Source organism: Mucilaginibacter sp. (genome assembly GCF_028287845.1).
Classification (GTDB): domain Bacteria; phylum Bacteroidota; class Bacteroidia; order Sphingobacteriales; family Sphingobacteriaceae; genus Mucilaginibacter.
The window spans coordinates 37,753-52,655 of the sequence record NZ_JAQBOW010000001.1; the positions used below are offsets into that span (position 1 = coordinate 37,753).

At 40.1% G+C, this 14,903-nt stretch carries 12 protein-coding genes; 9 read left to right on the forward strand and 3 right to left on the reverse strand.

All coding sequences use genetic code 11. The features are described 5' to 3' along the window. Positions 1–73 precede the first annotated feature (73 nt). The 9 genes from murD (at position 74) to JWP71_RS00205 (ending at position 11,153) form a co-directional block, all read left to right on the forward strand. Positions 74–1,417: a UDP-N-acetylmuramoyl-L-alanine--D-glutamate ligase gene (gene murD / locus JWP71_RS00165; protein ID WP_299495724.1), complete on the forward strand. Its 1,344-nt coding sequence runs from the start codon at positions 74–76 to the stop codon at positions 1,415–1,417. A 100-nt stretch (positions 1,418–1,517) separates the two neighbouring features. Next, positions 1,518–2,687 (forward strand): FtsW/RodA/SpoVE family cell cycle protein, encoded by a 1,170-nt coding sequence (locus JWP71_RS00170; protein WP_299495726.1) that lies wholly within the window; start codon positions 1,518–1,520, stop codon positions 2,685–2,687. Between the two features lie 73 nt (positions 2,688–2,760). Continuing rightward, the gene (murG, locus tag JWP71_RS00175) at positions 2,761–3,870 is read left to right on the forward strand and encodes an undecaprenyldiphospho-muramoylpentapeptide beta-N-acetylglucosaminyltransferase (RefSeq protein ID WP_299495728.1); all 1,110 of its coding nucleotides are present in this window, start codon (positions 2,761–2,763) and stop codon (positions 3,868–3,870) included. 46 nt (positions 3,871–3,916) lie between these two features. Further along, a complete protein-coding gene (murC, locus tag JWP71_RS00180; protein ID WP_299495730.1) occupies positions 3,917–5,272 on the forward strand; it encodes a UDP-N-acetylmuramate--L-alanine ligase in 1,356 nt (451 codons plus the stop codon). Then, positions 5,265–6,116: a cell division protein FtsQ gene (locus JWP71_RS00185; protein ID WP_299495733.1), complete on the forward strand. Its 852-nt coding sequence runs from the start codon at positions 5,265–5,267 to the stop codon at positions 6,114–6,116. The genes murC and JWP71_RS00185 overlap by 8 nt, the downstream gene beginning before the upstream one ends. Position 6,117: 1 nt before the next feature. Then, positions 6,118–7,464 carry a cell division protein FtsA gene (gene ftsA, locus JWP71_RS00190; RefSeq protein ID WP_299495735.1) on the forward strand — a complete coding sequence of 449 codons (1,347 nt, stop codon included), beginning with the start codon at positions 6,118–6,120 and terminating at the stop codon, positions 7,462–7,464. A gap of 169 nt (positions 7,465–7,633) precedes the next feature. Beyond that, complete coding sequence (gene ftsZ, locus JWP71_RS00195) at positions 7,634–9,232, forward strand: cell division protein FtsZ (RefSeq protein WP_299495737.1); 1,599 nt, start codon at positions 7,634–7,636, stop codon at positions 9,230–9,232. A gap of 159 nt (positions 9,233–9,391) precedes the next feature. Beyond that, the gene (locus JWP71_RS00200; RefSeq protein WP_299495739.1) at positions 9,392–10,633 is read left to right on the forward strand and encodes an aminotransferase class I/II-fold pyridoxal phosphate-dependent enzyme; all 1,242 of its coding nucleotides are present in this window, start codon (positions 9,392–9,394) and stop codon (positions 10,631–10,633) included. Between the two features lie 343 nt (positions 10,634–10,976). Next, positions 10,977–11,153, forward strand: a complete 177-nt coding sequence (locus tag JWP71_RS00205) for a histone H1 (protein WP_144246444.1) — start codon at positions 10,977–10,979, stop codon at positions 11,151–11,153. A 72-nt stretch (positions 11,154–11,225) separates the two neighbouring features. Here the strand turns inward: JWP71_RS00205 and dapA are convergent, their stop codons facing one another. The 3 genes from dapA to JWP71_RS00220 form a co-directional block, all read right to left on the reverse strand. After that, a complete protein-coding gene (gene dapA / locus JWP71_RS00210) occupies positions 11,226–12,101 on the reverse strand; it encodes a 4-hydroxy-tetrahydrodipicolinate synthase (RefSeq protein ID WP_299495745.1) in 876 nt (291 codons plus the stop codon). Between the two features lie 130 nt (positions 12,102–12,231). Next, positions 12,232–14,676 carry a DUF5686 and carboxypeptidase regulatory-like domain-containing protein gene (locus JWP71_RS00215; protein ID WP_299495747.1) on the reverse strand — a complete coding sequence of 815 codons (2,445 nt, stop codon included), beginning with the start codon at positions 14,674–14,676 and terminating at the stop codon, positions 12,232–12,234. An 86-nt stretch (positions 14,677–14,762) separates the two neighbouring features. Beyond that, the coding region (locus tag JWP71_RS00220; RefSeq protein ID WP_299495749.1) for a BRCT domain-containing protein at positions 14,763–14,903 on the reverse strand (141 nt) is incomplete at its 5' end.

Here is a 14,903-nt window from a genome sequence, read left to right on the forward strand (position 1 = left end):
CGATGGTCCATAGTAATACGAGTTGAATAAAATTAAAAAATGACTATGGACTATTGACCATGGACTAAAAAAAATGAACGAAAATAAAAACATAGCGATCCTTGGTGCCGGCGAAAGCGGAGTGGGTGCGGCATACCTTGCCCAACAGCAGGGGTATGATGTTTTTGTTTCGGATTTTGGCGCTATTTCCCCGCATTATAAAGAACAACTGCAAGGGTGGAATATCCGCTTCGAAGAAAATGGGCATACAGAGGCCGAAATACTAAGCGCGGTTGAAGTAATAAAAAGTCCGGGCATACCTGATAAGGTGCCTATCATCACAAAAATAAAAGAAAAGGGTATTCCGGTTATTTCAGAGATAGAGTTTGCTGGAAGATATACTGACGCTAAAATAATAGGCATTACCGGATCGAACGGGAAAACTACTACTACCAGTTTAACCCATTACATCCTTAAAAATGCAGGATTAAACGTGGGTTTAGCAGGTAACATAGGTAAAAGTTTTGCCTACCAGGTAGCAACCGAAAAATTTGATTGCTATGTTTTAGAGCTAAGCAGTTTTATGCTTGACGATATGTACCAGTTTAAAACAGACATAGCGGTATTATTAAACATAACGCCCGATCATTTGGACCGGTACGACTATAACATGGAAAATTACGCGGCATCAAAATTTCGTGTAACGCAAAATCAAACAGCCGAGGATGTATTTATTTACTGCGCTGACGATGAAGAAACCATAAAAGGAATGGAAGGCCGCAGCCTGAAAGCAAAGCAACTGCCATTTTCAATCAAAAAAAAAATTGCAACGGGAGCATATCTCGAAAACGACAATATTGTCATCAACACCCCTCAAGAACATTTTGAAATGTCAATTACCGAACTGGCCCTGCAAGGCAAGCACAACATCTACAACTCTATGGCATCTGGTATTGTAGCAAAAGTGCTCGAATTACGCAACGACACCCTTAGGGAAAGTCTGGCTACATTCAAAAATATTGAGCATAGGCTGGAGTCTGTTGGCAAAATATCGGGCATTAGTTTCATTAATGATTCTAAAGCAACCAACGTTAATTCAACCTGGTACGCATTAGAGAGTATGACCAGCGATGTGGTGTTGATATTAGGCGGCGTAGATAAAGGCAACGACTATACCATGCTTAAGGACCTGGTAAAGCAAAAAGTAAAAGCAATAGTATGTTTAGGCAAGGATAACCAGCGCATTCATAACGCTTTTGAAGATGATGTAGATATTATAGTAAACACATATTCGGCAGCAGAAGCGGCACAAATAGCTTACCATTTAGCTACAAAAGGAGATACCGTTTTATTATCACCGGCTTGTGCAAGTTTTGATTTGTTTAAGAATTATGAAGATAGGGGTAACCAGTTTAAGGCGGCGGTAAAGGAATTGTAATTAGTCCATGGTTCATAGTCGATGGTCCATGGGAAAAGAAAAATGATAAAATAGACTATGGACTATTGACAATAGTCTATGGACAAATAAAAGTTAACACATGAATCAAATATTAGGCAACATAAAAGGAGATCGTTGGATATGGCTTATCGTCATATTGCTTTCGTTGATATCGCTGTTGTCTGTATATAGCGCTATTGGTACGTTGGCTTACAAACGTGGTGTAGGTGCCGAGTCTATTTTGATGAAGCATTTGGCCATGATAATTGGTGGCATTGTGCTGATGTATATTTCGCATAAGTTGGATTACAGGTACTATTCGGGCATATCAAAATTGTTGATGTATATCACTATACCCTTGTTGTTATACACTTTGATATTTGGCAGCCATGTAAATGATGCCAGTCGCTGGATAGCTATTCCGGGTACCGGCCTAAGCTTCCAAACATCCGATTTGGCTAAGCTGGCATTGATAACATATTTGGCGCGCTCCCTATCGCGCAAGCAAGAAAATATTAAAGATGTTAAGCAATCATTTATCCCGATAATGGGCGCGGTTTGCATAGTTTTTATATTGATAGCATTGGCAAATCTTTCTACCGCGTTAATGCTTTTTGGTGTAAGCGTTTTACTGCTTATTATTGGCCGTATCAGCATAAAGCAAATAGCAATTACCTGTTTAGCAGGTGCCATACTGCTTACAGGTGTAGTGTTTTTAGGTCCGCGCAGGCATACCTATACATCGCGTATCCATACGTACTTACACCCTGAAGCTGCAAATCCTGATAAATCATTCCAGGCAGATCACGCTAAAATAGCTATAGCTACCGGCGGATTATTTGGCAAAGGCCCGGGCAAAAGCAACGAGGTGAATTATTTGCCGGAAGCCTATTCAGATGAGATATACGCCATCATAGTTGAAGAATATGGCTTATTAGGCGGAGTAACATTAATAGGCATCTACTTGTTCTTATTATATCGATGCATAAAAATTGTAACCAAAGCGCCAAAAGCGTTCGGGGCATTATTGGCCGCGGGTTTAAGCTTTAGCTTAACCATACAGGCGTTTGCCAACATGGCGGTAGCGGTAGGCTTGGGGCCGGTAACGGGTGTGCCTTTGCCTTTTGTAAGCATGGGCGGTACATCTATCTTGTTTACAAGCATAGCGTTCGGTATTATATTATCGGTTAGCCGTGATATAGAGAACCCGAAAAAAGTAGTAGTTGGCGAAATAAAAGAATCAGGCAATACAGAAATGAACATAGCATAAAGCCCCCTAACCCCCTAAAGGGAAAACAATAGTGGGTAAGGAAAAAAATCAGTGTAATCAAATAATAAAATCGGTGAAATCAAAGAAGATCATAATTAGCGGTGGCGGTACAGGAGGACATATCTTCCCGGCTATTGCTATTGCCAATGCTTTGAAAAAGCTTGATCCTGCTATCGAGATATTATTTGTTGGTGCCATCGGCCGTATGGAAATGGAAAAAGTTCCGGCGGCGGGCTATAAAATTATAGGCCTTAACATCCAGGGTATACAGCGTAAATCGGTTTGGAAAAACCTGCTGTTTCCGGTAAAATTATTCAGCAGTGTGAGTAAGGCGCTTAAGATCATTAAAGATTTTAAACCCGATGCGGCGGTTGGAGTAGGTGGTTATGCGTCTGGTCCGCTATTATATGCGGCATCATTAAAAGGGATACCCTATTTAATACAGGAGCAAAACTCGTATGCAGGTATCACCAATAAATGGCTGGGTAAAAAGGCCCAAAAAATATGTGTTGCGTTTGACGGTATGGAGCAGTTTTTCCCTGCAGATAAGTTAATAAAAACAGGTAATCCAATCCGTAAAGAATCGGTTACTATAGATGGTAAGCAAATGCAGGCTTTAGAGTTGTATAAGCTATCGGCGTTTAAAAAAACCATCATGGTTACAGGCGGTAGTTTGGGCGCGCGTACTTTAAATAACAGCGTGATGGCAGGTCTGGATAAACTAATAGCTGCCGATGTGCAGGTAATATGGCAAACCGGTAAGTTTTATTATAACAGTATAATTGAAAAGCTGGGCGAGGATTATCATCCAAATATCCGCATAATGGAATTTGTTAACCGGATGGACCTGGCTTATGCCGCTGCTGATATTATTATATCAAGAGCAGGCGCGGGTACTATTGCCGAGCTATGCGTGGTAAAGAAACCGGTTATCCTGGTGCCTTCGCCAAACGTGGCCGAAGATCATCAAACCAAAAACGCGCTGGCGCTGGTACATGACCAGGCGGCTGTTTTTGTTGCCGACAGAGACGCGGAATTGAAATTGATAGATAGAGCCATTGAGCTTTTAAATGATAAAGAATTACAAAAGAAATTAAGCGACAACATTGGTAAAATGGCCCTGCCTGATGCCGATGAAGTTATTGCAAAAGAGGTTATTCAAATAACAATTAATAACAATTAAATCTTAGCTCTCTTTCCCCGCAAAGGAAGGAGGGCTTTTTAAGAAAATGGAATTACGCAACATACAACGGGTTTATTTGATCGGCATTGGCGGTATCGGCATGAGTGGCCTGGCCCGCTATTTCAGTCATTTGGGTTGTATTGTTTGTGGTTATGATAAAACACCTACTGACCTTACCGACGAATTGCGTAATGAAGGTATACAGGTAATCTTTAAAGACACCGAAGAAGGCATACCAAAGAGTTTTAGAGATGTAGATAATAATACATTGATTATTTATACACCTGCTATCCCTAAGGATTCGGAGATTCTAAACTTTTTCCAACGAAAGGGATTTGTGCTTTGGAAACGCTCACAGGTATTGGGATTGATTAGCAAAGGTAAATTCACCATTGCTGTTGCAGGCACACATGGTAAAACCACTACTTCATGCATGATAGCACACATATTGAAAGATTCGGGCAAAGATTGCTCGGCATTTTTGGGTGGTATTGCATCCAATTATCAAACCAATGTATTGTTTGGCAATAATGATATCGTGGTGGTTGAGGCTGATGAGTATGACCGTTCATTCCTTACGCTTTTTCCTAATATTGCTATCGTTACTTCTATGGATGCCGATCACCTGGATATTTATGGTGACCATGCGCAACTAACAGAGTCATTTCAGCTTTTTGCATCTCAAATAAAAACGGGCGGAGCATTGATCCATCGCCGGGGGCTTCCGTTAAATAATGGATTTACTTACAGCATTACCGAAGCCGCTGACGCGATGGCAGAAAATATCCGCATTGAAAATGGCGATTTTTATTTCGATTTTAAACGTGGTTCTATCAGCATCTCCAATATAAAACTGGGTATTGCCGGTTTGCATAATATTGAAAATGCAGTTGCTGCTATTGAAGCTACGCTGCGTTTGCATATTGATTGGGATGCCATAAAAAGCGCTTTAGGCTCATTTAAAGGAGTAAAGCGCCGGTTTGAATACATTGTTAAAAACGAACAGCATGTTTATATTGATGATTACGCACATCATCCGGAAGAATTAAGGGCGGCTATTACATCTATTAAACGCTTATATCCAAATAAAAAACTCACAACAATTTTTCAACCTCATTTATATACCCGTACACGCGATTTTGTGGACGGTTTTGCCGGGGTGCTGGATATGAGCGACGAATTAATACTGCTGGATATTTATCCTGCCCGTGAATTACCTATTGAAGGTGTAAGCTCGAGTATGATATTGGACCGCATGAAGTTGAAAAACAAACAAATATTAAATAAGCAGGAGGCTATTAATAAAATAAGATTAGAACAACCCGAACTGCTGTTAACAGTTGGCGCGGGCGATATCGATCAGTTGGTACATGCATTAAAAAGTGCTTTAGAAGATGTTTAAGAAACCAATATGGCGCATATTATTAATTAGTTTCCTGTGGCTGATAAGCCTGGGCGGACTGGTTGTGTTCATGAGTTTCATTGAAATAAAAAAGTCCGAAATAGTTTGTAGGGATGTGAAAATATACATACCTGGCAACCAGTATTTTATTGACAAAGAGGAAGTAGAAAATATTTTACACATCAGTAGTTATACATTGGTTGGGCGTAAAATGAATAATATTAACCTGCATGATCTGGAAGGCAAATTAAAGGCAAACCCGTTTATTGAGCTGGTTAAGGTATATGCGGATATGGATGGTGTTATTATGATAGAAATAGTGCAGCGTCAACCCATATTGCGCGTTATGAACCAATTTAACCAGGATTATTATATAGATAAGAATGGGTTAAAAATTCCATTGTCAGATAACTTTACCGCGAGGGTATTGGCAGCTAACGGGTTTATTGATGAGTTTTTTGGCGGTAAGATAGATACGTTGCATACTATGCTGGCAAAAGATCTTTTTAAAACGGTCTCTTACATCAGAAAGGATTCGCTTTGGGATGCGCAGATAGCGCAGATATACGTAAACAAGGAGCACGAAATTGAATTGATACCAAGGGTTGGGAACCAACGCATATTGCTGGGTAATGCAGATTCATTAGATCTGAAATTTCATAACCTGCTTGCATTTTACAAACAGGCATTACCACAAGTTGGCTGGGATGCTTATAAGCTGATAAATATTAAATATGCCAATCAAATAATAGGCGTAAAAAACTCAAAAGCAGATTCGGTAAGAATGAAGGCCGCTGCTGATTCAACAAAATTAAAAAAAGACACATCTCTAATAAAGCAGTAATATGGATAAGAGTTCAACACAAGAAAAAAGTTCGCCAATTGTAGTGGGATTGGATATTGGTACCACAAAAATTTGCGTAATTGTTGGCCGCCGAAGTAAAAACGGTAAGATCGAAGTACTGGGTATAGGTAAGGCCGAGTCTGCGGGTGTAACTCGTGGCGTAGTTTCAAATATCGACAAAACTGTGCAAGGCATCACCGCAGCGGTTGAAATTGCCAGCACGCAATCAAACGTAGAGATAAGGGTGGTGAATGTAGGTATTGCGGGGCAGCACATTAAAAGCTTACAGCATCGCGGGCTGATAACCCGTCGCGATCTGCAGTCAGAGATCAGCCGCAAGGATATTGATAAGCTGATAGAAGATATGTACAACCTGGTAATGCCTCCGGGCGAAGAGATCATCCATGTATTACCTCAAGAGTTTACTGTTGACGGCGAGCCTGGCGTTAAAGACCCTATTGGCATGGCGGGTGTGCGTTTGGAAGCCAATTTCCATATCATATCAGGCCAGGTTACTGCTATAAAGAATATTGTGAAATGTGTTAACAAAGCACATTTAGAAAGCCAGGAATTGATACTGGAGCCATTAGCATCATCCGAGTCAGTATTGAGCGATGAGGAAAAAGAAGCCGGTGTGGTTTTGGTTGATATTGGTGGTGGTACCACTGATGTGGCCATCTTTCACGAAGGTATTATACGCCATACTGCCGTTATCCCGTTTGGCGGTAACAGTGTAACAGAGGATATCCGCGAGGGCTGCTCAGTAATGCGCAACATTGCAGAGCAGTTAAAGATACGTTTCGGATCAGCTTTAGCTGAAGAAAACAAAGAGAATGAGATAGTGTGTGTGCCTGGTTTGCGCGGACGTGAACCCAAAGAAATATCAGTAAAAAACCTGGCTTTTGTTATCCAGGCCCGTATGGAAGAGATCGTAGAGCATGTGTATTATGAGATCAAATCATCCGGTTATGAGAAAAAATTAATTGCAGGTATTGTAATAACAGGTGGCGGTGCGCAATTAAAACATCTGCCACAAATGGTTGAATTTGTTACTGGTTTAGATTGCCGCGTAGGTTACCCTAACGAGCATTTAGCCAAGAATGAAGTGTTGCCTAAAAACGTTTACGAAGAGCTGCAAAGTCCAACTTTTGCAACAGGTATTGGCTTGTTGATTAAGGGTATTCAAAAAATGGAATACACAGGTATAGTAGAAACACCGGCAGCAGAAAAGATTGATAAAACTGTTAAATATGCCGAAGATAGAAAGTTTGGATTATTTGGTAAAATACTGGAAAGCGGTAAGAAATTTATTAAGGACGATATTAAAGATGAGGACTTTTTGAAATAAAAAGCCCCACCCAAGCCCTGCCGGTAAAGGGGGGCTAAGTATACTTATGCACATAGTTCAATTTTTCCACATTGTAGATATTTGTGGAAAAAGGTTGTTGAAAAAGTGCTAATATTACAATGGTGAAATCTAAAATTCGTCAAATCACATATAACTGAACAATAGGATTATGCAATTTGAGATGTTAAAAGAAAAGTCGTCTATCATCAAGGTTATTGGTGTTGGCGGCGGCGGTGGTAACGCGGTAAACCACATGTACAAGGCAGGTATTACAGGTGTTGATTTTATAATCTGTAACACTGACGCGCAGGCGTTAGAGTTAAGCCCTATACCCAACAAGGTGCAGCTGGGGGCAAGCTTAACAGAAGGTATGGGTGCCGGTTCAATACCCGAGGTTGGAAAAAATTCGGCTATCGAAAATATTGACGATATTAAGCAAATGCTGGGCGTTAATACCAAAATGTTGTTTATTACAGCAGGTATGGGCGGTGGTACAGGTACAGGTGCCAGCCCAATTATTGCCAAAGCCGCACGCGAGATGGATATATTAACCGTTGGCATTATCACTACTCCTTTCTCTTTTGAAGGCAAGCGCCGTAAAATGCAGGCCGAAGAGGGAATGGAAGAATTGAAAAAATACGTTGATTCGTTCCTGGTAATATCAAACGACAGGCTGCGCCAAATTTTTGGTAACCTAACCTTAGGTTCGGCATTTGCACAAGCTGATGATATTTTAACAACTGCCGCCAAAGGTATTGCAGAAATTATAACCTTACCGGGCTATATAAATGTTGACTTTAAAGATGTGCGCACTGTAATGAAAGACAGCGGTGTATCTATTATGGGAAGCTCGGCAGCTGAAGGCGAGAATCGTGCATTAAGAGCTGTTGAAGGCGCGTTATCATCCCCATTATTAAAAGATAACGAAATTGAAGGAGCACGTTATATCCTATTAAATATTAGCTCGGGCGTGAAAGAAGTAACCATGGATGAGGTAAGTATTATTACCGACTACATCCAGGAAGAAGCCGGACTTGCTGCCGACCTGATATGGGGTAATTGCAAAGACGAAAGTCTGGGCGATAAAATATCTGTTACAATTATAGCCACCGGTTTCCAAACAAAGGATGAACGTGAGAAAGAATACAGCACCAAAAAAATAGTATCTATGCTGGTGCCTGATGCGCCAATGGTTAAACCGGTTAATGAGTTTATAAATCATGTAAGCGAAGGCACCACCGCCGAGCCTTATATGAAACAACCAAAGGAAGAACAAAAACAAGCGGGGTTATTCGATCTGTTTGCAGCTACACGTACCGAGGAACCGTCTGTAATAAAATATAATTTCCAGGAAATTGATGAGCAGCCTATAGGCGAGAATGAAAGCGAATTACCTGAATTTACATTCAAACTAGCAGACCCTGAAACCGAGACCATTATCAACTTTGAAGCTGCGGTTGAAGAGGACATAGTGCCACCTCACCCCGTTGTTAATGCGGATGAACATAAAACCGACGAATCTATCGAGGACCAATTACGCAAATCCCGTGAGCGTATTATGCGCTTAAAAGATCTGAGCATGAAATTACGTACCGGCAATATACAGGAACTGGAAAACGTTCCTGCTTATAAGCGTAAAGAAGTATCATTGCAGGAAACCCCGGCATCTGACGAAAGTCAGATATCAAGATTTTCTTTATTGCCTGATAATGAGGGTAAAATAGAGATTCGCGATAGTAATTCGTTCCTGCATGATAACGTAGACTGATTTTCGGGACGAATGATTAAGAATCAAAAACACGAATCAATTTATCAATTAAATTATTTTTTCTATCTTGACTCTTGGTTTTTGACACTTGTTTCTAATTTTGGAAGCAATATAAAACCTTATATTTGCAGCCGAAAACGATAAATAGGAATAGTAATTTTGGATTTATTTGATAAAATAACGAGCAGTATGGGCGGTCCTCTTGGACAGCACCAGGAATGGTCGCATGGATATTTTTCGTATCCGAGACTTGAGGGTGATATTGGCCCGCACATGCAGTTTAACGGAAAAGAACATTTAGTTTGGAGCCTTAATAATTACCTGGGTTTGGCTAACCATCCCGAAGTTAGGGCAGCTGATACGCAAGCCGCTGCTGATTACGGTATGGCTTACCCAATGGGTGCCCGCATGATGTCTGGCAACTCTGTACATCATGAAGAATTGGAAACCAGCCTTGCCGAATTTGTAGGTAAACCCGATGCGTTCCTGCTTAACTATGGTTACCAGGGAATGATATCTATAATTGATTCATTGGTTAATCGTAATGATGTTATAGTTTATGATGGCGAGTCGCATGCCTGTATTATTGATGGCTTGCGGATGCACATGGGTAAACGCTTTGTTTACAGGCACAATGATATGGCGAGTTGCGAAAAGCAATTGGAACATGCTACCCGTTTAGTTGAACAAACAGGTGGTGGGATATTATTAATTACCGAAGGTGTCTTTGGCATGTCTGGCGCCCAGGGTAAATTAAAAGAGATAATTGCACTAAAAAGCAAATATAATTTTCGCATACTGGTTGATGATGCACATGGTTTTGGTACTATGGGTAAAACCGGAGCCGGTACCCACGAGGAGCAAGATTGTATTGATGAAGTAGATGTGTACTTTGCCACCTTTGCCAAATCAATGGCAGGTATTGGTGCATTTGTTGCAGGAGAGAAGCAGGTGATTGATTATTTGCGCTACAATATGCGTTCGCAAATATTTGCAAAGGCCTTGCCAATGCCAATGGTATTAGGGCTTAAAAAGCGCTTTGAGTTGCTTAAAACCCAACCACAGTTACGCAAAAAATTATGGCAGATAACGGCTGCCCTGCAATCGGGTTTAAAAGAACGCGGTTTTGATATTGGTGTTACCAATACTATGGTTACCCCGGTATTTTTAAAAGGCAACTTGTATGAAGCAACATCACTTACCCGAGACCTGCGCGAAAACTACGGCATATTCTGTTCAATAGTAATTTACCCGGTTATACCTAAAGGATTGATCTTGTTAAGATTGATACCCACAGCCGCACATTCATTAGAAGATGTACAACGTACACTGGACGCGTACAGCGAAATGGGCGAAAAACTAAAGGCTGGGCATTACAAGGAAAATATGACAACCGTTTAGTAAAAAACTTATAATTAATAATAAGCTTCTGCAATTTACAGGCAGGAGCTTTTTGTTTTATATAGATTTGATATAAAAGCAATTAGTATAATTAATAGCAGCTTTTTGTCATCGGGTGACAATATTAGACTAAATATTATTTTTAACGAAATTTTATTATAATATTGATAAATTGATAGCTTTTTAAGCTATTCTTGCTAAGCATGCATAAGCTAAAAAGAGCTGAAAATGTGGAAAAAAACACTGTTTAAAGCATTTATAATTATTTTTTTTTCAATAAAAACATTTTAGATTAGCTTTTACAAAACAAAAACCTCAATAATATTTTAAAAGGAGAAATTAAATGAAAAAATTCACTGAAGTAAAAAACTTAATTGCATCGCTTGAAGCGGATGCTGACAAGTTTTACAACAAGGGTAACAGTGCAGCCGGTACCCGCGTTCGTAAAGGTATGCAAGACCTTAAAAATTTAGCGCAAGCTATTCGTTTAGAAGTTCAGGAAGCAAAAAACAAAGCGTAACCAACGCAAAGTGTTTTGTGTATTACAATAAAACCCGGCTGCACGCAGCAGGGTTTTTTTATATACTTTAGATTAAAATTTTTGAATTTCTTTAATGATCTGTCCGGCAGTGTGATCACTAACCTGTACAAGGGGCAGGCGTACCGTATCACCACAAATACCTAACTGTTTTAGAGCTGTCTTTACACCGGCCGGGCTGCCTTCCACAAAACATAGCCTGGTAAAATCAATCAGATCATAGTGCCCTTTTTGCGCGGCTTTAAAATTGTTATTTAAACATAAACGAATCATATCAGATGTTTGGCGGGGTAGCGCATTGCCGATTACCGATATAACACCCACAGCTCCTAAAGCAATCATAGGGAAGCTAACCGGGTCGTCACCTGAGATCATTAAAAACCCCTCCGGCTTATCACGCATAATCTGGTTGATCTGGTCGAAATTGCCTGATGCCTCTTTTATGCCAATTATGTTCTTAAAATTTCGGGCCAGCCTGATAGTGGTATCGGCGCTAACATTGCTGCTGGTACGGCCGGGTACATTATATAAAATTACCGGCAAAGATGAGCTTTCGGCAATTGCTTTGTAATGCTGGTAAATACCTTCTTGCGTAGGTTTATTGTAAGCTGGGCTTGCAGATAATATAGCATCGTAACCGGTTGTGTTAAACTCTTTTACCTGCTCAACTACCTCGGCTGTATTATTACCGCCAATGCCTGCTACTAAACTTACTCTACCCTTTACCACATCGGCAGTATAGGCCCATACCTTCTTCTTTTCTTCTGAATTTAATGTGGCGCTCTCGCCTGTTGTACCTAATGACACAAGGTATTCTACCCCGCCATCAATTAAATAATTGATAAGGTTTTTAAGCCCGTCATAATCCACTTGCCCGTCTGCATGAAAAGGGGTAACTATAGCTATCCCAGTTCCGTAAAATTTGTTCATGTTCACAATTAAAGGGTGCTAAGATAATAATTTGTTTAGAGATATGGCTGTTGATTTAATTCATTAAGCTTGTTTCGGCCAACGGATAAAAGGTAAAATAAATAGGGTTTAGCCTAAAAGCGTTATAGAATTACAAACTGATTCCCAGCCGGATAGCTGAATGTATATTGCTGCCGCTATTATACGATGTGCCATACAGCACCTTTAAATTAAGATACTGCACCCCCAATCCTAACTCGTAATAATTTTTTAACTCGGGCGAAGTAAGATAATTAATATGCACAATTTCCTGTAGTTTAAGCTTCCTGATGATAGGGATCTTATTGGTGATGAACCCTGAAAAGTTATGTTCAAAGTGCCCCTCTAGATACTCTGTACGGGTACTGTAGGTATAATAATTAAGCAGTAAAAAACTGCTGATGCCGCCCCTGTAAAAAATGCCCTCATTTCCCCTGAACTGGTTGTAATCCGGGTAATATAAGCTAGTGGCGGTTAAAAATTTACCTGCTCCTATAAAAAAAGATGTATGGCCGTAAACCCCCATGCTGATGTCTGATTTAGAAATATCCGCAGAAAGCTTATCATAATCAACATCCGAGCTTAATATGTTTTTAATGCCCTTGGTAAAGCTTAACCCTATAGTTGGGTATGGCGATGGTAAATAACGCCTGCCGTTAGGATGAGTTTCGTATTGATTACTAAAATCATAAGTAGTGCGCAGACTGAGTTTGAAGGATTGATTCTTTGGAAATAAAGGAATGTTTTGTGCCGGTAACAAAGGATTATTAGAAGTATACACATTGTTATTAGAAAATGAATATGCCGATGTATTAGGTAACCAATTGCGATTTGCCCATTCAACTGTAGCAACAGCTTGCCAACCACCTGTTATACGCCCCGAAAGCGATGCGGATGCAAATTGCTTTTGATAGAGCTTTTGATAATTCTGTTTGGCAAACAAGCTATGTACCGTATTTGATAAGGTAGAAATAGGCTGAAGGTTATTCATATCTACCACATCAGATCCGGCATCAAGGCCAAGGGTAAATTGACTAACCGGGATAAGCGCGTTAACCCCGCCGTTAAGTATATGGTCTGAAATACCATACCCAATATTTGCGCCAACCCTAAAGAACCGGTTATTTGCAGTATCAATCATTTTGGTGAAAGATGTTTTATAATTAAACGCGAACCCCTGCACGGTATTAAAAAAGAATGTACTTAATAAAGGATCGAAACGGTAATACTCTTTTTTATAACGGTCACGTAAACTCATGCCGCTAAGTGTAAGCCTTATGAGGTTAAATTTATTATTTACTTTATCTATCGAGTCAAGGTAGTGCTTTGATTCGCGCTTTGCCGCCAGCACTTCTTTCTTTGTATAATCGGTTTTCTCTTCGTTGGTTAAAGGGATGGGCCTTTCCTGTTGCCAATAGGTGCTGTCTTTTTTATTAATTCCTTTAGTAATGCGTAGCACCTCGTTAAAATCCTTTTTATTAAAAGTGGGATTAAGGTCGTAATTTTTATAAACCGATATAAAATAACCGCCCAGTTTAAAACCAAATAATCCACCGGTAAAATCAAACCTGATGGTTGATGTCATCCAGGCCTTATTACTTACCGGTACAAATTGCTGATTTATTTTAATGGTATCAGCAAGGCTGATATTAGCTTTTTTGGTGATGTATAAATCAAGGGCAACCAGCCGCCAGCTATCATCCTGTATATAAATATAACCTTCAAAACAAGGGTCGTGCGGTCGGCGTGGTATTACCTGTATTTTATTAATTGTTTTTCCGTTTTCAACAGTTTCGCCAATGTATTTATAGTTATAATAAAATAAAGCATTATCTGCGATGGGCGATATAAGCGGCCGTAAGCTTATGCCCGGCCAAGTTTCAAAATTCTCATAAAAATTTATCCGCAGATCTGATGCCCTGTTAAAGCTGAATGCCCGGTTACTGCCCGATACCTTTGATGATATCATTTCTTCATGCACCTTACCTGGATACATAAAACTGTATTTTGATTGGGATTCTGACAGGTATATAATACCCCTGCGGTTAGAGTCCAGGCCTATCTGCCGCCCTATCTGGTTAATATCGCGGCCCAGGAATTTCTTAGGCGCATCCAATAGTTTTTGCAACCCTTTAATATAAACATCGCAGGTATAAGCCCTTACTTCGTTTAAATAGGTGTTCCGCTTTTTTATCGCTTTGCGGATAATTGCATATGCTGGGTCCTGTCCATTGCCGGTGATGGATACCGTTTGTAGCTGATATACCTCTGTATGAAGTGTTATATTAATGACCTTGCTTTCTTTCAGGTCAACCTTGCGGGTTTCCTGCTTAAGGCCCATTGCTTTATATTGCATCACATACTGGCCGGGTTTTAATTGAAGCGAATAATCGCCCTCGCTATTGGCCGATGCACCCAGCGTTGTGTTTTGAATATACACACTGGCAAATGGAACAGGGTTGCCAGTATCATCAGTAATTTTGCCACTTACGCTAACTTGTTGCGCTGATACTTTAAAACCAATAAAAAATAAGAAACAGATAAAGGCAGACCTCATGTATGGAGCGGGGTTTATGCGAAGATGCATTTTATTGATAAATGGTTGTAGATTGGAGATGTTAAATTATTGTTAAAGAAAATGAGCTATCCTATCATCCCCATCAACTCCGCATCACTAATAATAGGGATATTCAGCTTTTGTGCTTTTTCCAGTTTAGCCGGGCCCATGTTATCCCCGGCTACCAGGTAGTTTAGTTTGGCTGATATGCTGCTTAAAATTTTGCC